Source organism: Agrobacterium sp. GW821-FHT02D03, from assembly GCF_059421725.1.
Window position 1 is genome coordinate 926,784 of record NZ_JBWKVN010000002.1, and the last position, 19,838, is coordinate 946,621.

The window sequence follows — 19,838 nt, forward strand, 5'->3', positions numbered from 1 at the left end:
CTCTTAAAATCAGGCTGCGTAACGGGTTGCAGCACTGTCCTTCGTCAGGCGGAATTGCTGCAGCAATTGCAGCAACTGGTCTGTCTCGGTGTTGAGTTGCTGCGTCGCTGCACTCGTCTCCTCCACCATGGCGGCGTTCTGCTGGGTGAGCACATCGACTTCTCCGACGGAGCCGTTGATCTGTTGCAGTACGACCGCCTGATCCTGGGTAGCCTGGGTGATCTGGTGCACCTGATCGCTGACCTTGGAAATCTGAACGCCGATTTCCGCCAGGGCGTCGCCGGTCTGGTTGACGAGGTTTGAGCCTGCCGAGACCTCTTGCGTCGAGACGGCAACCAGCTGGCGGATTTCCTTGGCGGCAGAGGCAGAACGCTGCGCCAGTTCCCGCACCTCATGGGCAACGACTGCAAAGCCCTTGCCGGCTTCGCCCGCGCGGGCCGCTTCCACGCCGGCATTGAGCGCCAGAAGATTGGTCTGGAATGAGATGGAGTCGATCACCTCGATGATATTGCCGATCGTCTGCGAAGCCGCCTCGATTCTCTCCATCGCCGCTATTGCGTTTCGGACGATAGCAAGGGACTCGTCTGTGTGGCGGCGCGTATTGTCGACGATACTGTTGGCTTGCCGCGCACGCTCCACCGCATTGCGCATGTTGGAGTTGACCTCATCCACGGCGGCTGCGGTTTCTTCCAGCGAGGCTGCCTGGCGCTCGGTGCGCCGGGATAGATCAAGCGTCGAGGCCGACATCTGTTGCACGTTGACGCGGATCGTTCCGACATTGTCCTGAATGCCGCCGATCGTCTGGCGCAGCCGCTGCATGGACTGGTTGAAGTTGAGGCGCAGTTCCTCCAGGTGTCCCGTAAAGGGCGTATCGATCATCGTGGAAATGTCCCCCGCCGACAGCCGTTCCAGGCCATCGCCCAGTGCGGACACCGCAAACTGGATCTGACGATCGAGTTCCCGGCGCTCCGCTTCGTTCATCTGCCGCTCCGCTTCGGCGGCAGAGCGCTGCTCTTCCGTCTGCGCTTCGAGGCGCAGGCGTTGAGCGGCATTTTCCTTGAAGACTTCCAATGCGCGCGCCATGTCGCCGATCTCGTCATGACGGGTGTTGCCGTTGAGCGGCACGTTGACGTCGCCGGTGGCAAGCCGCTTCATGGCGCTGACGATCGTCAGGATTGGGCCCTTGAAGGTCATGACCAGACCGATGCCAGCGAAAATCGCGATCAGGATGCCGGTGAGCATGGCAGAGATAGAGATGCCGTCAGCCTTGCTGCGTTCGCTATCTGCCGCAAGACGCTGGGATTCGGCAAAGCCTGTCAGCTGCTCCCAAATATGGCCGATTTCTTCTGTCGCCTTGGCGAAGGCAGCCTTGCGCTGGTTGAACATGGTCAGGAGATCGGTGGCATTCTTGTCGAGCTTTGTGGAAAGCGCATCGATCAGGGTCGCGCTTTTGATGGCGCTTTCGGACATCGTCTTGTCGGACATCACCGCACCCGCAGAGACGCTCAGACGGAAGGCCATATCGCGAAACCGTTCCAACCCGTCTTTTGTCGGGGCTGCGGCAAAGCCGGCCATCTCAAGCTGCATGTTCTTTGCGTCGTCGCCGATCTGCCGCGCCATCGTCAGGAAGTTGACGGCGGGCTCGATCTTGCCATCCAACTGTCCGAACACCTCGGTCGCCTGGCGCGACTTTACCGTTGCAAATCCTTGAAGGCGGATGGTTGCCGGGCGCATCATGTTGATCGCCTGATCGATCGTTCCAACCGTCATGTCGTTGACGACGCCGACATCGATCTGCTGGCGGATTTGCTTCACATTTTCGGAAATCTGATCAATGACCAGCTTCTGGTCGGCACTAGCGATGGCAGACAGCGACTTTGCCGTAGCCTCAAGCCCGCCGATCGAATCGCGAATGACCGCAATCTTTTCTTCCGGAACTGTACGCTTGTTGAATTCAGTAACGACGGTGGCGATCAGTGTCGCGCCGCGAACCAGCCTGTCGGCCTCGCGCAACATCTCCTTGGCCTTCGTCTCATCGGTTTCAAGCGTGCTGCGGATGTTGGTGGCGTTTGCCAAAAGGCCATTAAGCTCTTTGGTCACGCCCGCCATATCGCCATTCATTTGCGATCTGAGCGCCTGTTCTTTCTGGTAAAAGGACCACAGCTCATCCACCTGAACGCCGATCAGCGAGGTGCTTTTAATGGCGTCCTGAATGGCCGGATCGCTTCCGTCACCCGTCATCTTGAGAAAAGTGATCTGCTCATCGATTTGATGATGAAGCGTATTTCGCGTCTCTTCGGTGGTGTTGTGAAGAAACGAGGTCATGCTTTCATAGACCTGCTTGAAGCCGGTCAAGGATTGCAGGGTCGTGTTGGAAATATCCATGCGACCTTGAAGCAGCTTTGAGGTGTAAAGACCCGAGAGACCAACCGCAAGAATACTAAGAATGAATGGTGCAATGAAGACAATAACCTTTGTCTGGATCTTAAACCGTGCCAGAACTCTATCAATAAACATGCTGTCCCAGAGCCTCTATTACATTATGCCGTTGATTATTATCGGTTTTCCGGCAGAGGAGACTTTTGCAATCAAGCTTTGAAAAAGCGTTAAAAAAAGACCGTATTTTTTGCTGGTGCCATGAGCGATCAGTGGCTGCCCATTAAATGGACGACCAGAGCAATGTGCGTGATATTGGAAATTCGTGTTCGGTCTTCGAGCCGATGCGATAGGCCGCTTATTGACCCATCACTGTTATGGCCGCAACGTTCATAAAATTTGTGATCGCCGCGGCCAGAAGCCATACTAATACTTTACCTAAAGGTTAGCCCGCCCCGGGATTGACCTCGTTGTCGTCCTCGTCCGGGAGGGAGCCGGCACCTGGCGTCTTGCTGTTGTCGGTCAGATGCTTTTTGGCGTGCGGACCGGCAGCGGGAATATCTTCATTGCGCTCGGTCTTCACGTTTTTTTCTTCGATCGCCTCGCGGGCGTTTTTGTCTTCCATCGTTCGAACTCCTCATCGCAATGTGACGATTGTCGTCAAAGATCGAACGCATGGGGGGAATACCGGTTCCCGGGCGTGAGGCAAGCGGGTGCTGCGTGCCGCGGCGTCTATTGGATGCGTACTGTCAGTATGAAGGGGCGACTTGAGGTCGTCAGTCTTCGATCTTGCGCGCTTCCGAAATCAGCATGATCGGCACCCCGTCGCGGATCGGGTAGGCCAGCTTGGCGCGTTCGGAAATCAATTCGTGATGTTCTCGATCATAGGTGAGCCTGCCCTTGGTCAAAGGGCAGACGAGAAGATCCAAAAGCTTCGGATCGACCTTGCTCAGCTTTTCATCCATTGGTGTGGCTCATTGCAGGATGACACCACCCTCTGCCCCGCCCTGAGCCAGCACGATCTCCATGATGGCGATCAGTGCGTCCGCGCGGGATTTCAGGTCCGGAGCCTCCAAGAGAGCCTGCTTTTCCGCCGGTCCAAAGGGGGACATCATCGACAACGAATTGACCAATACGCGATTTCCCGCGCGCTCGACGCTGTCCCAATCCGCCTCCAATTGGTTCGATTCAAGGAAATTGCGGAAGATGCGCAAGAGATTGGCACGATCGATATCTTCCTCCCCATCTTCACCGGAGAGATCGGCAATGAACGGAGCTTGCTTGAACACGCGGTAAGGCGTCTTCTCTTCGATCTCCTCCAGCAGCCTGAAGCGGCAGACGCCTGTCAACGACACGACGTAGCGGCCGTCGCCGGTCTCGGAAAATGAGGTGATGCGACCGATGCACCCGATGGGGCTCAGTGCGCCACCCTCTGTTCCGGCTTCGAGAGCTTGCAGGGCGGGCTGGACCATGCCGATCAGTCGGTGGCTTGCAATGGCCGCGTCGAACATCGCCAGATAGCGTGGCTCGAAGATGTTGAGCGGCAGGTGCCCTTCCGGCAGCAGCAAGGCGCCCGATAATGGAAAAACAGGAATGGTCTCGGGTAGATCGCTTTCTTTCAGATATCTCGCATTTCCGACATGCATCGGAGGGATTCCTTATGTCTCATCGTTCCCGCTCCAGTTTAGATGAGGAGCGGGTCGGCAAAGCGCAAGACGGTTTTAGGAAAAGAGTATGGAGGAGAGCTTTCTGCGACCGGAAATGCTGGCCGGATCCTTGAAACCCCAGGTCTCGAAAAACTCCACCAGCTGCTTACGCGCGCCGTCGTCTTCGAAGGTCCGGTCCTTGCGCATGATGGTCAGCAACTCTTCAACGGCCTCTTCCCGTTTCCCCTGAGCATTTAGAATTTTGGCGAGCTTCAGCCTTGATGCGTGATCGTCCGGGTTCAATTGCAGGGCCTGCTGCAAGGCCAACGGATCGCCGAGCTTGCGGGCTTCTTCGAACTGCGCCAGCTTTTTCGATGCCGCCTGCACGGCTGCGTCCTTGGTAAGTTCTTCCGACAGGGCCGACAGAAGCTCGCTGGCGCGCTCATACTGCCCGACCGCGATCATGCACTCGGCAATGCCGGCGACAGCGGCGGCATTTTCAGGATCGGCCTGCATCACTGCGCCGAAGAGCTGGGCGGCATTCTGGAAATCGCCGGCTTCCAGTAGCTGTTTTGCCTCGGCGAGCGCCGCCTCGATTTCGGCCTCCTGATCATCGCCTGCCGGTCCTGCGAGCTTCTCGATGAATTGCAGAATCTGGCTTTCCGGAACCGCCCCCATGAAACCATCGACCGGTCTGCCGTCGACGAATGCAACGATGGCGGGGATGGACTGAATGCCGAGCTGTCCAGGGATGGCGGGATGATCGTCGATATTGAGCTTGACCAGCTTGACGCGTCCGCCCGCTTCATTGACCACCTTTTCCAGAACGGGCGTCAGCTGCTTGCACGGGCCGCACCACGGCGCCCAGAAATCCACCAAGACCGGCTGCCGGCGCGATTCATCCATGACGTCCTTGGAGAAGTTCGCGGTCGTCGTATCCTTGATATAGGAGCCTTGAGCGCCGGATTGTCCGCCGCCGAAGCTTGCCGAACCCGTCATCTGACCTCCGAGCGAAGCTCCGTAAGGGTTATCCATTCCGCTCATATCTTGTCTCCCATATCATCTCGTGCCGGTGCGCTCATACCGCACAGATCGTGGTTTATTCCGTGACTTTCAAGATCAGCGGCGTGTGCCCCGTCGCCTCCAGGAAGCGCACGAGATCGTCACGGCCGATCGTCGTCGTCGCGTCGTTGGTCAGCGGGTGGCCATTGATCAGGTCGGATTTCATCAACTCGCTATCAAGCACGAAGGTCACTTGATTGTCGGTATCGTTGATCGCGCCGAAGACGGTGACCGAACCGGGAACGACGCCCAGATAGTCCAGCATCTTTTCCGGTTTGCCGAAGGACACCTTGCTGGCGGCATCGATGGTCTTGTGAACCGTCTTCAGGTCCACCGTCGCGTTTTCTTCGACGGTCAGAACGAAATACTGGTCCTTCTTGTCCTTGACGAAAAGGTTCTTCGTGTGGCCGCCCGGGATCAGATCGCGCAGGGATTCCGATTCAGCGACTGTGAAGACCGGCTGATGCTGCGTAGTCGTGTGTTTTATGCCAAGGCCATCGAGAAAGCTGAAAAGATCCTGCGCCGTCTTGGGGGAATGCTCTGCAACCATCACTGCGTGCCTCTGCCGGATTTCGTCTGTCTTTGACAAAGTGAATAGGCCCGACACACCGCTTTTGCAATCCATTCTGCCGTGAAGCCCGCAAAAGATCAGCCTTTTCCGATGCTTGCGATGAGGCACAAATTTTTCTCCCGGTTTTCGTCATTTCCCTGTTGCATTTGAAAATCGGTTGAGCGATATAGCGCCCGTCGCCGCAAGACGGCGCCCACGGTTCAGCGATCTACCCCGAACCGTTGGATTTTTGAGCGGGTGTAGCTCAGGGGTAGAGCACAACCTTGCCAAGGTTGGGGTCGAGGGTTCAAATCCCTTCGCCCGCTCCAAATCTCTCTTTTCAATGTTCATTCTCGTTCTTCGCCATAGACCATGGCGCAATCCGCGTTTGTGGCGCAAACGGCTGGCCGCTGGCGTGCAAAAGATATATCGCACCCTCCCTGCATTTATCTCTTGCATTTGAAAGTCGGTTGAGCGATATAGCGCCCGTTGCCGCATGATGGCGACCCGCGGTTCAGCGATCTACCCCGAACCGTCGGACTTTGAGCGGGTGTAGCTCAGGGGTAGAGCACAACCTTGCCAAGGTTGGGGTCGAGGGTTCAAATCCCTTCGCCCGCTCCAAATTCTCAAAATCAAAAACTTTAGATATGTCTTTATTGCATATCAGCTTACATGCTCGGCCATCTTTGCTCAGGTGGCATCCGGATCGTTTAGCTGATATGGGAACCGCTTTTGCAAGACATTGGATATGCAGTAAGATGAAAAGACTGATCGGCTCCGTTTTGTTGGGATCCTTGTTTGCCGCGCCGATTGCTGCAAATGCAACTCCGGTGCTCGTGCTGGATGCCGATACCCATCAGGTGCTCGTTCAGGAAGATGCCGGCGTTCCCTGGTATCCCGCGTCGACAACCAAGTTGATGACGGCGTTTCTGACTTTCGAGGCCTTGCGTGATGGCGAGATTTCGCTCTCCACGCCTGTAACCATGACGAAAAAGTCCGTCAGCGAGGCATTTCTGGAGTCCGGTCTGTCTCAAGGTCAGGCCATGACACTGGAAGACGCTCTTTATGCCATGATCGTCGCCTCAGCCAATGATGTTGCGATGGCTGTCGCGGAAAGAGTGGGCCATGGCGAGGCACCTTTCGTTGAGAAGATGAACGAAGCAGCCCGGCGCCTCGGCATGACGGGGACGCATTTTTCCAATCCGAACGGATTGTTCGACAAGAACAACTACACCACCGCACGCGATCTCGCGATCCTGGGGCTTGCCATCGAGCAGCAGTTCCCGCAGTTCCAGAACTTCTTCCAGGTCTCTGCCGTATCGATCAACGGCAAGGAAATCCCATCCAACAATTTGCTCCTGACCCGCTACCGCGGCACCACCGGTATGAAGACCGGGTTTCTCTGCGCATCCGGGCGCAACTTCGTCGGCGTCGCCAGGCGCGACAACCGCCGCCTCATGGTGGTGGTGATGGGGGCGACCACCGAGCGCGAGCGCAACGAACGCTCTGCAAAATATCTGGACGAAGGCTTTGAAGGACGGCTGCCTCCGAGCTTCGGAACGGTGGAGTCGATCGCCAACAGACCCGAGGTGAAGCCGGAAGATATGAGAGTGCGGCTTTGCACCAATCAAAGCGTTCAATATGAAGCGACGCGTGAAGCCATGTTTCCGATGGGGCTTCCAGGCCAGCCAAGCTATCTCAATGATGAAATACCTGGCATCGTTCACCGCATCACAACCTGGCAGAATGAAGCCGCTGCCGCCGATGTTCCGTTGCCATCACCGCGACCGGTCGAGAATAATGCACCGCGGAACTGAGACCTCTTGAGCTACACCATGCTTTGGCGTCTTTAGCCGACGGCCACAACATCCGTCCGAACCTGCTGGTCCAGGAAGGGCTGAACGTCGATGGCTTTCAGCGGGCGGGAATAGATGTAGCCCTGGATCAGGTTGCAGCCCATTTCGGTCAGCATATTGAGCTGATCTTCGGTCTCCACGCCTTCGACGACGCAATCGAGGGACAGATCGCGCGACAGGGAGCTGACCGACCGGACGATCTTCTGACTGGCCTCGCTGTCGATGAGGTTGCGAATGAAGCTGGCATCGACCTTGATCTTGTCCAGCGGCAGGCGCTGGATTTGGCTAAGACTTGAGTAGCCGGTTCCGAAGTCATCCAGCGAGATGCGGGCGCCTGTGGCTTTGAGTGCGTTGAGACTGGCGATGCCCTGGTCCAGGTTCATCATCAAGGCCGTCTCCGTCACCTCGAACTCGACCCGGCGTGCAGATACGCCGCTCTTTTCCAGGATTGACATCAAGCCAAGGATTTTGTCCGGAGCTGTGATGTCGTGACCGGAAAGATTGAAGGAAATTCCGACCGTGTCCGGCCAGTTCCGCACCGCGTCCAAGGCCTTGCGCAGCAAGATCGGAGTCAGGGTGGAGATCAGACCGGACTGCTCTGCGACCGGAATGAACCGCGCGGGGGAGACAAGTCCAAGGGCTGGGCTCTGCCAGCGGGCAAGGCATTCCAGAAGGATGGTTTCGTTGCGCCCGGAATCGACGATCGGCTGGAAGGTCAGGAACAGTTCCTTCTCAAGGTCCGCTGCGCGCAGGCTGCGCTCGATCAGGGCGGCTTCGCGCACCGTTTCCTCATGCTCGGCGCTGAACAGGACGGTTTGCTGTTTGCCGGTTTTCTTGGCGTGGAAGAGCGCGTAGTCGGCGCGATCATACAGTTCCGTCGAGGTCGCTCCCGCCTGCGGGAACGTCGAGAATCCAACTGAGCAGCCAAGCGACAGACGCAGGTCGTCGACAAAGATCGGCGCTTTCACGGACTCGATCAGTCCATCCCCAAGGCTGATCAGTTGCTTAGGATCGCTTTCATCCCGCAGGAAGAAGGCGAATTCGTCACCACCCAGTCGATACACCTCGGCATGGGCTAAGAGAATGTCCTGCAAGCGTTGCGCCATGGCCTTCAGCAGCCTGTCACCCACGAGGTGGCCATTGCTGTCGTTGATGGCCTTGAATCCATCGAGATCGACGATGGCGAGCGCAAGCGGTTTGTCTGCTTGGCGTGCGTGATCGAGTGCCTGCTCCAGGTCACGGAAGAAGCGGCGTCTGTTGCCAATCTCGGTCAGCATGTCGGTATTGGCGATGCGGAAGTTGTCTTCGCTCAGTGCTTCGATTTCGCGCGTCTTGGTCTCGATCGAAAGCCGTGAAGAGACGAGGCTGGTGAAATCGCGATAATAGCCCTGAGCGACATAGGCGAGGCCCGCAACTCCGCCGACCAGAAGAACGACGATGCCGATCAGCGCAGAGCCGGAATGGGCGCCGATATAGAGCATGCCGAGAACGCAAAATGTCGCCGACAGAATGGAAGAGGTGCGCAGGTGCAAGAGGCCAAACAGCAGGAAGACCATCTGTCCGCCCATGCAAAGCGCCAAAAGCAGCAGCGACTCGCCCGTTCCCCAATGGGAGAGCCAGACTTGCCAGGCGACGATCATCGCCATCCAGACGGTGATCTCCATACCGAGAATGCGCACCGCGCGGGTACATTCTTGGGATGGTGGGATAACGTTGCGCTTGCGATGCCAAAGATAGGCCCAGATCAGCGACTTCGGCACCAGCACCGCCGGTAGAATGCCCCAGGCCCACCAGGGTGCGAGGGCGGAATGGACAAACGCCACAGCAACAATGTCGGCGCACAGCGCGATGTAGAGCGCCGGCCAGGTTCTGGCCAAGGCATGATATCTCGCCTGCTCTACAGTCCGTGCATTCGCAAAGCCGTCGCTCATCTCACCATCCGCATGTTGATCGTCCATGGTGAGACTGATAACGCAGAAGAGTAAAGTCCGGTCTTACGATCGAAGTTAATACATCATAACTGTTTTACATCGAAAACATACTTGAGAAGAACTGCATCTGCGATATCGCAACCACTGCAGACGCTTTCCAGCCGCATGGGTATATCGAATAAATCTTGCCGCCAAAGCGAAGGCTCTAATGCTGTGGTGGGCCCGGATACATCCCACTGGTGCGGAACTCGCTGGGATTGGTGCCATAGAGCCTGCGAAACACCTTCGAAAAATAGTTCGGGTCTTCGAAGCCGCAGAGCACGGAGACCTCCTTGATCGGAATGTCCGCCGCCGATGTCAAAAGTTTTGCAGCGCGACGCAGCCGCCTTTGCAAAACGAATTCCGCCGGCGGCACCCCTTCATTCGCCGTGAAGATCCGCGAAAAATGCGCGCGGCTCAGACCAGCAACGGCTGCGAGATCATTGACCGAGAGGCGTTCATTGAGATGCCCGTCGATATAGCTGAGCACCTGCTGCATGGTGCGATATTCGCCGCCGAAAGAGGGATGCGAACCGAAGACATCATCATAAAGCGTCATCGCCGCCTCGTAGGCGGCTGCGGACGCCGCTCCGGGCGTTTCTGCGCCGTTGACGAGGCGAGAGCAGCAGCTTGCCAGTTGATCGATCGTCTGCGTCTTCAACTTGAGGATCGGGCCGGTGACGGCGAGGATGTTGCGGTGAATACGCAGCGCCTCCTCGCCATTCATGGAGATCCAGAAAAACTCCCATTCCTGGCCTTCTTCCAACCAGTAACGGTGATTGTGGGGAATAAGAAGCAGCAACGTCTCGCCGGGCTTCACCAGGTAGCGACGATTGTCGTAGCGCAGATTGCCCGAACCGCTGATGCAATATTGCAGGACTGTGAACGGCGTCTGTCCACGCTTTCGCCCATCCCAGTCGTAATTTCCGCCGCGGCGGATCTCATACCCGCTGCTTGTCGGCATCGTATGAAGCGTCTGGCGGCCGCGCGGCAGGGATACGGCGCGCATGCAAGGGCCTTGGTCGATCAAATCTTGCAGCACAAAATTACCCATTAAAGCATAATCCTTCTCTGGCATTGACCATCTTTATACGCATAATCGCCCGCAGAGGAGACAGCCAGCAGGATTATTTAAAAACGATATAGTCAATAATTCTGATTTTCCAATAAGATGGAAGGTCATCTGAGTTTTTGTGACGCGAGAATCCTTTGGCCCGTTTCACCCTTTCCATTTGAAAAAGAGGTGGCGTTATGAGTTTCAAAATCGCTATAATCGGGGCGGGGAGCGTCGGCTTCACAAAAAAGCTCTTCACCGATGTTCTGTGCGTACCGGAGTTTCACGATATCGAGGTGGCGCTGACGGATATCAGCCAGCACAATCTCGATATGATCAAGGCCATTCTCGACAAGATCGTTGAAGCCAACCGCCTCAAGGTCAAGGTCACCGCGCACACCGATCGTAAACGTGCGCTGGAAGGCGCCAAGTACATCATCAGCTGCGTGCGCGTCGGTGGTCTGGAGGCCTATGCCGAGGATATTCGCATTCCGCTCAAATACGGTATCGACCAGTGTGTCGGCGATACGATCTGCGCAGGCGGCATTCTCTATGGCCAGCGTAATATTCCCGTCATTCTCGATTTCTGCCGCGACATTCGCGAAGTGGCTGCCCCGAATGCGAAGTTCCTGAACTACGCAAACCCGATGGCAATGAACACATGGGCGGCCATCGAATATGGCAAGGTCGACACTGTCGGTCTTTGCCACGGGGTCCAGCATGGCGCCGAACAGATTGCCGAAGTTCTGGGCGCAAAATCGCTTTCCGAACTCGACTACATCTGCTCTGGCATCAACCACCAGACATGGTTTGTCGACCTGCGTCTCAATGGTCGCAAGATCGGCAAGGAGGAGCTGATTGCTGCCTTTGAAGCCCATCCGGTGTTCTCGCAGCAGGAAAAGCTTCGCATCGACGTCTTGAAGCGGTTCGGCGTCTATTCCACCGAAAGCAACGGGCATCTGTCGGAATATCTGCCATGGTATCGTAAGCGGCCGGAAGAAATCTCCCGCTGGATCGACATGTCAGACTGGATCCACGGCGAGACCGGTGGTTACCTCCGTTACTCGACGGAAACGCGCAACTGGTTCGAAACCGAGTTCCCACAGTTCCTGGCCGCTGCCGACAAGCCGATTGATCCGGCCAAGCGCTCAAATGAACATGCCAGCCATATTCTGGAGGCGCTGGAAACCGGACGCGTCTATCGCGGCCACTTCAACGTCAAGAACAATGGTGTCATCAGCAATCTACCTTCGGATGCGATCATCGAGTCGCCCGGTTTCGTCGATCGCTTCGGTATCAACATGGTCTCAGGGATCACTCTGCCGGAAGCCTGTGCGGCGACCTGCATGGCGTCGATCAATGTTCAGCGCATGTCGGTGCACGCAGCGGTGACCGGCGATATCGACCTCTTGAAGCTTGCCGTGCTGCATGATCCGCTGGTGGGTGCGGTCTCCACGCCGGAAGAGGTTTGGCAGATGGTCGACGAAATGGTCGTGGCGCAGGCTCAGTGGCTGCCACAATATGCCGATGCCGTTCCAGCCGCGCGCGAGCGCTTGAAGAACGCGACGGTCAAGACCCGCGATTGGGAAGGGTCAGCGCGTCGCGCCGTTCGCTCCGTCGAGGAGCTGCGCGCCATCAAGCAGGCGAGCTGATCGCCGCAGAGAGATCAGACGGCCCTGAGGAGGACCGTCGGTAAAGACCGGGCGGGAGGCCCGGTTCAAAGAGCCACGGCGGGTATGGCCCGTTGTTCAAAAAGGGGAGTGAGGATGAGAAACCGATATCTTGTGAAAACGGCCGCCCTTCTTGTTGGCGTGTCCGCGTTGGCATATGGCGCCATGGCGTCGGAACTGACCGTCGTGCCGCAGCCGCCGGACTTTCCGGCGCAGACCAAGGTCCAATACGTGGATGGCTCGGCCATCCTCGAATACAAGGCGCTGCCGGAATATCATGAGCCTTCCTGGGTAACGAAGCAGTTCGTCGATCAGAAGAAGCTGCCTCCCGTCAAGGATCGCCTGCCGAAAGAGCCGATGGTCTACAAGACCGGCAACATGCCGGATGGTGTGGGCGTTTATGGCGATACGCTGCGTCATGTCATCGGTGGTCGTCCGGAAGGCTGGAATTATTGGGCCGGTCAGAACCAGGGATGGGGCGGCATCGATATCGGTCTCTTCGAGTGCCTGACGCGCACCGGCCCGCTCTTCCAGGTCAAGGCGGACGACCTCCAGCCAATGCCGAACCTCGCGAAAAGCTGGGAATGGTCCAAGGACGGCCACAAGCTGACCATGAAGCTCATCGAGGGTGCGAAGTGGTCCGACGGCCAGGATTTCACCTCCGACGACGTGATGTTCTACTGGGACGACAACGTCCTCGATCCGAACGTCTCGCCGCTGAACGGTGCCACCCAGGAGACCTTCGGCACCGGCACGACGCTGAAAGCCATCGACAAATACACGATTGAATGGACCTTCAAGGACGCGTTTCCGAAGCAGTTCATCTACAATATGGCTTATGGCACCTTCTGCCCAGGTCCTGCCCATATGCTGAAGCCGCAGCATCCTAAGTATTCGAAGAACACCTACGAGCAGTACAAGAACGCGTTCCCGCCGAGCTACATGAACTTTCCGGTCATGGGCGCGTGGGTTCCGGTCGAGTATCGCCCGGACGACATCATCGTCATGCGCCGCAACCCCTATTACTGGAAGGTTGACGAAAAGGGCAACCAGCTCCCTTACCTGGACGAGACGCACTACAAGCTCTCGACCTGGGCCGACCGTGACGTCCAGGCAGTTGCAGGCTCCGGTGACATTTCCAACCTGGAGCAGCCGGAAAACTTCGTGGAGTCGCTCAAGCGCTCCGCCCAGAAGGACGCTCCCGCGAGACTTGCCTTCGGACCGCGCCTGATCGGCTACAACATCGAGATGAATTTCTCCGCCAACGGCTGGGGCGATCCGGATGCCCGCCAACAGGCCATTCGCGAACTGAACCGAAACGAGCACTTCCGTCGAGCCATCACCATGGCAACCAACCGCAAGGAACTGGGCGATTCTCTCGTCAAGGGACCGTTCGTCGCGACCTATGCCGGTGGTATCCTTTCCGGCTCGAATTTCTACGATCGTCAGTCGACCCTCTACTACCCCTTCGATCTTGAAGGCGCCAAGAAGGAGCTTGCTGCAGCCGGTCTGAAGGACACCGATGGCAATGGCATCGTCAACTTCCCGGCAGGGACTGCCGGCGGCAAGGATGTCGAAATCTCGATGCTCGTCAGCAATGACTACACGACAGACAAGAGTCTTGGCGAAGGCGTCATCGCTCAGATGCAGAAGCTCGGCATTCGTGTGGTGCTGAACGCCCAGGCCAGCAAGGATCGCGATGCGGCAAACTTTGGTGGCAAGTTCGACTGGTCGCTACACCGCACCCAGGCAGAACTCGCGTCCGTCGTGCAGAACACGCCACAGCTCGCTCCCACCGGTCCGCGCACCAGCTGGTTCCACCGCGCTAACAACAAGAATGAGCTCGACTTGATGCCATTCGAGAAGGAACTGGCTGATACGATCAACAAGTTCGTCATCTCAAGCGACCCGAAGGAGCAGGCCGAACTGATCAAGCAGTATCAGAAAATCTACACGACCAACGTCAACACGGTCGGTCTTGTGGAATATCCCGGTGCTCTGATCATCAACAAGCGCTTCAAGAACGTGCCGAACGGTGCGCCGATCTACATGTTCAACTGGGCCGAAGACTCGATCATCCGCGAACGCCTCTATGTTCCGGCAGCCGATCAGGGTGACTACCAGCTCTTCAAGGACATGTTGCCAGGCAAGCCTGGCGGTGACGGTCCGCAGAAGTAAGCGTTTCCTCCCGGCTCTGCGCCCCGCAGCATCAGGCGGGGCGTGGAACCTACAGCATCGGCCCGAAAATCGATTCCGATTTTCGGAAAGCCCGACGCGTAGATTCAAAAAGTTAGAGCGTCCTTTGTGCGTCCTCCAGGACGCACGGCGCTCTAAGTGGTGGCGGTTTGTCGGCTATAACACCGCGGACCGCCACCGTCCCCTCGAGGAGAAGTTCTTATGTTGAGGTTTCTGGTTACCCGCCTTCTGTCCGCAATCCCGTTGCTTCTGATCCTGAGCATCGTGACATTTGCGATCATCCAGGCGCCGCCCGGCAACTATGCAGATTATATCCGGTCGCAGCTTATGAATCTCGGGGGCGCGTCCTTCGAGCAGGCCGATGCTCAGGCCAAGGCCTATGCCGTTGCCCACGGTCTCGATAAGCCGATCGTCATCCAGTATTTCAACTGGATCTGGAATATGGTGTCGAAGGGCGATTTCGGCTACAGCATGTACTACAACCGCCCCGTCGGCGAGATTGTTGCAGAACGTCTGCCGCGCACGCTGATCCTTGCGCTCGTCTGCCACATCCTGGCATCCATCCTCGGCATCAGCTTCGGTATTCTTGCGGCGACACGCCAATATAGCTGGGTGGATACGATCCTCTCCGGCATCGCCTTTCTCGGCATGACCATTCCGCGCTTTCTGATGGCGCTGATCATGGTCTATCTCCTGGTCTTCCATTTCAACATCAGCGAAATCGGCAACTTCTTCTCGCCCCGTTATGGCGGCGCGCCCTGGTCCTGGGACAAGTTCGTCGATCTGGTGAAGCATGTCTGGCCGGTGGTCGCCATCGCCACCTTTGGCGGGCTTGCCTATAATATGCGCGTCATGCGCGGCAATCTGCTCGATACGCTGAATGCGCAATATATCGAGACGGCACGGGCCAAGGGCCTGCGCGAAAGTGCCGTCGTCATGCGCCATGCCGTGCCCAATGCGCTCCATCCGCTCATCATGTATCAAGGCGTGGTTCTGCCCTACATGCTGACCGGCGAAATCGAGGTCGCGATCATCTTCGCGCTGCCGACCGTCGGACCAGCCATTGTTGGTTCCATGCACGTGGGCGACGTCTATGTGACAGCCACCTTCATGCTGGTGCTGGCTGCCACACTGATCGTTGGCAACATCATCGCCGACATGCTGCTGGCAGCGCTTGATCCACGTATCAAACTGGGAGGAGCGTGACCATGTTGGTTCCAGCCGAAACCACAATCGAGCCGACGGTAAAGACTGCACCAGCAGGCAACGAAAGCTATCAGGCTCTGGTCTGGCGCCGCTTCCGGCGGTCTTTCACCGGCATGCTTGGCCTCGTGCTCGTCTGCGCTCTTCTCATCATGGCGGTCTTCGCAGGCTTCTTAGCCCCCGTCGATCCGATGCTGTCGGAAGATTCCTTCATGCCGCCGGAATCGATTTCGATCCATGACCAGGAGGGCAACCTGGTCATGCCGCGTGTCTATCCGATCGTCGATTCCGACAAGCTCGATCCCATCACGTTCCAGCCCATCAGCGGACCGGATTATGAGAATCCCCGGGTCCTCGGCTTCTTCGTGACCGGCTTCGAGTACAAGCTCTTCGGCATCATCCCGTCCACGATCCACTTCTTCGGCTCGACGGATGGCAAGCCCATTCACTTCCTCGGTACGGACAAGCTCGGTCGAGACATTCTCTCCCGCGCGATCTACGGCTCGCGGATTTCGCTGATGATTGCGTTGACCGTCGTCACCATCGTCACCGCGATCGGCACGACCGTCGGCATGGTCTCCGGCTATCTTGGCGGTGCCTTCGACACATGGACGCAGCGATTTGTCGAGCTCGTGCTCGCCTTCCCGCAACTGCCGCTTTATCTGGCGCTGACATCGCTGATCCCGGTTACTGCACCCACCAATGTCTTTCTCGGCTTCGTCATCGTCGTCATGTCGGCGCTCGGCTGGGCGCAGATGTCGCGCGAAGTGCGTGGCAAGACGCTCGCACTTGCCCGCATCGAATATGTGAAGGCGGCGATCGCAATCGGGGCAACCGACCGGCGCATCATCTTCCAGCACATTTTTCCGAATGTGATGAGCCATGTGATCGTGGCGGTGACGCTGAACATTCCGACGATCGTGCTTCTGGAGTCCTTCCTTGGCTTCCTCGGCTTTGCGGTGAAGCCGCCGCTGATCTCCTGGGGTCTGATGCTTCAGGATACGGCCAATTATTCGGTCATCGGCTCCTACCCCTGGATACTCGCACCTGTCGGTTTCGTGCTGGTCACTGTCTTCGCCTTCAATGCGCTGGGCGATGGTCTTCGCGATGCGATCGATCCCTATTGAGCCGAGAAAGAGATCACGATGACACAAAATCTCATCCCCGAACTTCGTCTCGACGCAGCGCTTCATACCGACGAGCCGCTTCTCGATGTTCGCCACGCCGGCGTCAACTTCAAGACCGAGCACGGCCAAGTCTCCGCCGTTCAGGATATTTCGTTTCAGCTATACCGCGGCGAGACGATTGCCATCGTCGGTGAATCCGGTTCGGGAAAATCGGTCACGGCACGTCTGGTCATGGGGCTCTTGTCCAAGCGCGCCACGGTCAGTCCCGATACGCGGGTGAAGTTTCGCGGCGAAGACATTCTGAAATATTCGCGCGACAAACGCCGCCTGCTGCGCGGCAGCCGGATATCGATGATCTTCCAGGAGCCGATGAGCTCGCTCAATCCGCTCTACTCCATCGGCACGCAGATTGCCGAAGCCATCCGTGCACATCGCCGGGTGAGCAAGTCGGAGGCGCGCAAGCAGGCCATCGCACTTCTGGCCGAAGTGCGCATCCCGGATCCGGAACTGAGGATCGATCAATATCCCCACCAGCTATCCGGCGGACAGCGCCAGCGCGTGATGATTGCCATGGCGCTTGCCAACAATCCGGACCTGCTGATCGCCGATGAGCCGACGACCGCGCTCGACGTCACCGTGCAGGCGCAGATCCTCAATCTGCTGCGCGATTTGCAGCAAAAGCACGGCATGGCCGTCGTCCTCATCACGCATGATCTGACGGTGGTGCGGCGCTTCTCCGACTATGTCTATGTCATGCAGAAGGGTCTGCTGCAGGAGCACAATACCACAGCCGCGCTCTTCGAGGCGCCGCAACACCCTTACACGCGCCATCTTCTCGGCTCAGAGCCCCGCGGCCGAGCCAAGCCACTGTCGGACGACCAACCCATCCTGCTCGAAGGCAAGAATGTCCGGGTATCGTTTGGTTTGCGCAGCGGCGGCTTTTTCCGCCCGGTATTTCACGATCTCGTTGCGGTGGATGGCCTGTCGCTTGACCTCAGGCGGCATGAAACACTCGGGCTCGTCGGCGAATCCGGCTCCGGCAAGACGACCTTTGGGCAGGCACTGACACGACTGATCAGCAATGAGGGCGGGGAAATCTTCTTCGACAAGCAGCCGATCCATAACAAGGATCGCGATGGCATGCGCCCCTTACGTTCACGCATGCAGGTGGTGTTTCAGGATCCGTTTTCATCGCTCAATCCCCGCATGACGGTCGGCCAGATCATCGGTGAGGGGCTGGTCGTCAATAATATCGGCGCCAACAGCGCCGAGCGGCTGGATCGCGTGCGAGCGGCTCTCAGAGATGCGGGACTTCCCGACAATGTCACCAATCGCTTTCCGCATGAGTTCTCTGGCGGGCAACGCCAGCGTATCGCCATCGCACGCGCGATCGCGCTGGAGCCCGAGTTCCTGCTGCTGGACGAGCCGACATCGGCGCTCGACCTCTCTGTGCAGGCACAGATCATCGATCTCTTGCGCAAGCTGCAGGATGAGAAGGGCTTGAGCTACCTCTTCATCTCGCACGACCTGAAGGTTGTGCGGGCACTTTGCCACCGCGTCATCGTCATGCAGCGCGGGCAGATCGTGGAGCAGGGGTCCGTCGAGGAAGTCCTATCCAATCCCAAGACCGAATACACGCAGCGGCTGGTCCGGGCTGCGTTCGAAATCGCATAATTTCCGAGAGTGGAGAAAGAAATGACAAGAAATCCCAAGATCGCTTTCATCGGGGCAGGGTCCACGGTGTTCATGAAAAATATCATCGGCGACGTGTTGCAGCGCCCCGCTTTGTCCGGCGCCCGCATTGCGCTGATGGACATCAACCAGCAGCGGCTGGACGAGAGCGCCATCGTCGTCAACAAGCTGATCTCGACGCTCGGCGTCAGCGCCAAGGCGGAAACCTTCACCGATCAAAGAAAGGCGCTGACGGATGCCGATTTTGTCGTCGTCGCCTTCCAGATCGGCGGCTATGAGCCTTGTACCGTCACCGACTTCGAGGTGCCGCGCAAATATGGTCTGCGCCAGACGATTGCCGATACGCTTGGTGTGGGCGGCATCATGCGTGGTCTGCGCACCGTGCCGCACCTCTGGAAGATTTGCGAGGACATGCTGGCGGTCTGCCCGAACGCCATCATGCTGCAATATGTGAACCCCATGGCCATCAACACTTGGGCGATCGCGGAGAAATATCCGACAATCCGCCAGGTGGGTCTCTGCCACTCTGTTCAGGGAACGGCGATGGAACTGGCGCTCGATCTTGATATTCCCTACGAGGAAATTCGCTACCGCTCCGCTGGCATCAACCACATGGCGTTCTTCCTTGAATTCGAACACCGCCAGCCGGATGGCAGCTACAAGAACCTTTACCCGGATCTGGTGCGCGGCTACCGCGAAGGCCGTGCCCCGAAGCCCGGCTGGAACCCACGCTGCCCCAACAAGGTCCGCTACGAGATGCTGACGCGCCTCGGTTACTTCGTCACCGAAAGCTCCGAGCACTTCGCGGAATACACGCCCTATTTCATCAAGGAAGGCCGTGAGGACCTGATCGAGAAATTCGGCATTCCGCTCGATGAATATCCGAAGCGCTGTATCGAGCAGATCGAACGCTGGAAGGGTGAGGCGGCCGCCTATCGCTCGGCCGACAAGATCGAGGTCAAGCAATCGAAAGAATATGCCTCGTCCATCATCAACTCGGTGTGGACCGGCGAGCCTTCGGTAATCTACGGAAACCAGCGCAACAATGGCTGCATCACCTCATTGCCTTATAACTGCGCCGCAGAAGTGCCCTGCCTCGTCGACCATAACGGCGTGCAGCCAACCTTTATCGGCGAATTGCCACCGCAACTGACAGCGCTGATGCGCACCAACATCAACGTCCAGGAACTGACGGTCCGGGCGATGATGAGCGAAAACCGCGAGCACATCTATCACGCGGCGATGATGGATCCGCATACGGCGGCGGAACTCGACCTCGATCAGATCTGGTCGATGGTGGATGACCTTCTTGTCGCCCACCGCGACTGGCTGCCGGAGTGGACACAGGCACGCTGATCCAACAAGGCTTGGCGGCGCTTTTCTCACACTTGCCGCCAGTATGATCGCCGCAATCGTTCGCGGTTGGGACTCGCCAC

At 57.7% G+C, this 19,838-nt stretch carries 15 protein-coding genes and 2 tRNA genes; 9 read left to right on the forward strand and 8 right to left on the reverse strand.

The genetic code is table 11. From position 1 onward, the window contains the following. Positions 1–9: 9 nt before the first annotated feature. The 6 genes from AC07U5_RS17650 to AC07U5_RS17675 all read right to left on the reverse strand — a co-directional run bounded on the left by AC07U5_RS17650 (position 10) and on the right by AC07U5_RS17675 (position 5,634). A complete protein-coding gene (locus AC07U5_RS17650; RefSeq protein WP_494723791.1) occupies positions 10–2,517 on the reverse strand; it encodes a methyl-accepting chemotaxis protein in 2,508 nt (835 codons plus the stop codon). A 304-nt stretch (positions 2,518–2,821) separates the two neighbouring features. After that, positions 2,822–3,001: a hypothetical protein gene (locus AC07U5_RS17655; RefSeq protein WP_062423683.1), complete on the reverse strand. Its 180-nt coding sequence runs from the start codon at positions 2,999–3,001 to the stop codon at positions 2,822–2,824. Positions 3,002–3,152: 151 nt separating this feature from the next. Next, complete coding sequence (locus tag AC07U5_RS17660) at positions 3,153–3,341, reverse strand: Trm112 family protein (protein WP_027674673.1); 189 nt, start codon at positions 3,339–3,341, stop codon at positions 3,153–3,155. Positions 3,342–3,350: 9 nt separating this feature from the next. After that, the gene (locus AC07U5_RS17665) at positions 3,351–4,022 is read right to left on the reverse strand and encodes an LON peptidase substrate-binding domain-containing protein (protein WP_062443849.1); all 672 of its coding nucleotides are present in this window, start codon (positions 4,020–4,022) and stop codon (positions 3,351–3,353) included. Between the two features lie 75 nt (positions 4,023–4,097). Next, the gene (trxA, locus tag AC07U5_RS17670; protein WP_113273811.1) at positions 4,098–5,066 is read right to left on the reverse strand and encodes a thioredoxin; all 969 of its coding nucleotides are present in this window, start codon (positions 5,064–5,066) and stop codon (positions 4,098–4,100) included. Positions 5,067–5,121: 55 nt separating this feature from the next. Next, complete coding sequence (locus AC07U5_RS17675) at positions 5,122–5,634, reverse strand: prolyl-tRNA synthetase associated domain-containing protein (protein ID WP_062443855.1); 513 nt, start codon at positions 5,632–5,634, stop codon at positions 5,122–5,124. 254 nt (positions 5,635–5,888) lie between these two features. Between AC07U5_RS17675 and AC07U5_RS17680 the strand changes: the two genes are divergently transcribed. The 3 genes from AC07U5_RS17680 to AC07U5_RS17690 all read left to right on the forward strand — a co-directional run bounded on the left by AC07U5_RS17680 (position 5,889) and on the right by AC07U5_RS17690 (position 7,451). Further along, positions 5,889–5,963 (forward strand) — tRNA-Gly (locus AC07U5_RS17680). Positions 5,964–6,180: 217 nt separating this feature from the next. After that, positions 6,181–6,255, forward strand: a tRNA-Gly gene (locus tag AC07U5_RS17685). Between the two features lie 137 nt (positions 6,256–6,392). Continuing rightward, positions 6,393–7,451, forward strand: coding sequence for a D-alanyl-D-alanine carboxypeptidase family protein (locus AC07U5_RS17690; RefSeq protein ID WP_494723792.1), 1,059 nt, complete (start codon positions 6,393–6,395; stop codon positions 7,449–7,451). A 32-nt stretch (positions 7,452–7,483) separates the two neighbouring features. Here the strand turns inward: AC07U5_RS17690 and AC07U5_RS17695 are convergent, their stop codons facing one another. After that, positions 7,484–9,421, reverse strand: coding sequence for a putative bifunctional diguanylate cyclase/phosphodiesterase (locus tag AC07U5_RS17695; protein WP_494723793.1), 1,938 nt, complete (start codon positions 9,419–9,421; stop codon positions 7,484–7,486). A 205-nt stretch (positions 9,422–9,626) separates the two neighbouring features. Beyond that, positions 9,627–10,514: an AraC family transcriptional regulator gene (locus AC07U5_RS17700; RefSeq protein ID WP_494723794.1), complete on the reverse strand. Its 888-nt coding sequence runs from the start codon at positions 10,512–10,514 to the stop codon at positions 9,627–9,629. 197 nt (positions 10,515–10,711) lie between these two features. Between AC07U5_RS17700 and AC07U5_RS17705 the strand changes: the two genes are divergently transcribed. The 6 genes from AC07U5_RS17705 to AC07U5_RS17730 all read left to right on the forward strand — a co-directional run bounded on the left by AC07U5_RS17705 (position 10,712) and on the right by AC07U5_RS17730 (position 19,758). Beyond that, a complete protein-coding gene (locus tag AC07U5_RS17705) occupies positions 10,712–12,166 on the forward strand; it encodes an alpha-glucosidase/alpha-galactosidase (RefSeq protein WP_113273815.1) in 1,455 nt (484 codons plus the stop codon). 114 nt (positions 12,167–12,280) lie between these two features. Beyond that, positions 12,281–14,362, forward strand: a complete 2,082-nt coding sequence (locus AC07U5_RS17710; protein ID WP_494723795.1) for an ABC transporter substrate-binding protein — start codon at positions 12,281–12,283, stop codon at positions 14,360–14,362. A 219-nt stretch (positions 14,363–14,581) separates the two neighbouring features. Further along, positions 14,582–15,586, forward strand: a complete 1,005-nt coding sequence (locus AC07U5_RS17715; protein WP_494723796.1) for an ABC transporter permease — start codon at positions 14,582–14,584, stop codon at positions 15,584–15,586. Positions 15,587–15,588: 2 nt separating this feature from the next. After that, on the forward strand, positions 15,589–16,710 hold the full coding sequence (locus AC07U5_RS17720) for an ABC transporter permease (protein WP_494723797.1): 1,122 nt from the start codon (positions 15,589–15,591) through the stop codon (positions 16,708–16,710). 18 nt (positions 16,711–16,728) lie between these two features. Further along, a complete protein-coding gene (locus tag AC07U5_RS17725) occupies positions 16,729–18,384 on the forward strand; it encodes an ABC transporter ATP-binding protein (protein ID WP_494723798.1) in 1,656 nt (551 codons plus the stop codon). 21 nt (positions 18,385–18,405) lie between these two features. Further along, on the forward strand, positions 18,406–19,758 hold the full coding sequence (locus AC07U5_RS17730; RefSeq protein WP_111847314.1) for an alpha-glucosidase/alpha-galactosidase: 1,353 nt from the start codon (positions 18,406–18,408) through the stop codon (positions 19,756–19,758). The last annotated feature ends 80 nt before the right edge of the window (positions 19,759–19,838 follow it).

Bases quoted from the DNA above. Each gene is read 5' to 3' on its own strand.
- AC07U5_RS17650 (WP_494723791.1), bottom strand. From the start codon at position 2,517: ATGTTTATTGATAGAGTTCTGGCACGGTTTAAGATCCAGACAAAGGTT.
- AC07U5_RS17655 (WP_062423683.1), bottom strand. From the start codon at position 3,001: ATGGAAGACAAAAACGCCCGCGAGGCGATCGAAGAAAAAAACGTGAAG.
- AC07U5_RS17660 (WP_027674673.1), bottom strand. From the start codon at position 3,341: ATGGATGAAAAGCTGAGCAAGGTCGATCCGAAGCTTTTGGATCTTCTC.
- AC07U5_RS17665 (WP_062443849.1), bottom strand. From the start codon at position 4,022: ATGCATGTCGGAAATGCGAGATATCTGAAAGAAAGCGATCTACCCGAG.
- trxA (WP_113273811.1), bottom strand. From the start codon at position 5,066: ATGAGCGGAATGGATAACCCTTACGGAGCTTCGCTCGGAGGTCAGATG.
- AC07U5_RS17675 (WP_062443855.1), bottom strand. From the start codon at position 5,634: ATGGTTGCAGAGCATTCCCCCAAGACGGCGCAGGATCTTTTCAGCTTT.
- AC07U5_RS17690 (WP_494723792.1), top strand. From the start codon at position 6,393: ATGAAAAGACTGATCGGCTCCGTTTTGTTGGGATCCTTGTTTGCCGCG.
- AC07U5_RS17695 (WP_494723793.1), bottom strand. From the start codon at position 9,421: ATGAGCGACGGCTTTGCGAATGCACGGACTGTAGAGCAGGCGAGATAT.
- AC07U5_RS17700 (WP_494723794.1), bottom strand. From the start codon at position 10,514: ATGGGTAATTTTGTGCTGCAAGATTTGATCGACCAAGGCCCTTGCATG.
- AC07U5_RS17705 (WP_113273815.1), top strand. From the start codon at position 10,712: ATGAGTTTCAAAATCGCTATAATCGGGGCGGGGAGCGTCGGCTTCACA.
- AC07U5_RS17710 (WP_494723795.1), top strand. From the start codon at position 12,281: ATGAGAAACCGATATCTTGTGAAAACGGCCGCCCTTCTTGTTGGCGTG.
- AC07U5_RS17715 (WP_494723796.1), top strand. From the start codon at position 14,582: ATGTTGAGGTTTCTGGTTACCCGCCTTCTGTCCGCAATCCCGTTGCTT.
- AC07U5_RS17720 (WP_494723797.1), top strand. From the start codon at position 15,589: ATGTTGGTTCCAGCCGAAACCACAATCGAGCCGACGGTAAAGACTGCA.
- AC07U5_RS17725 (WP_494723798.1), top strand. From the start codon at position 16,729: ATGACACAAAATCTCATCCCCGAACTTCGTCTCGACGCAGCGCTTCAT.
- AC07U5_RS17730 (WP_111847314.1), top strand. From the start codon at position 18,406: ATGACAAGAAATCCCAAGATCGCTTTCATCGGGGCAGGGTCCACGGTG.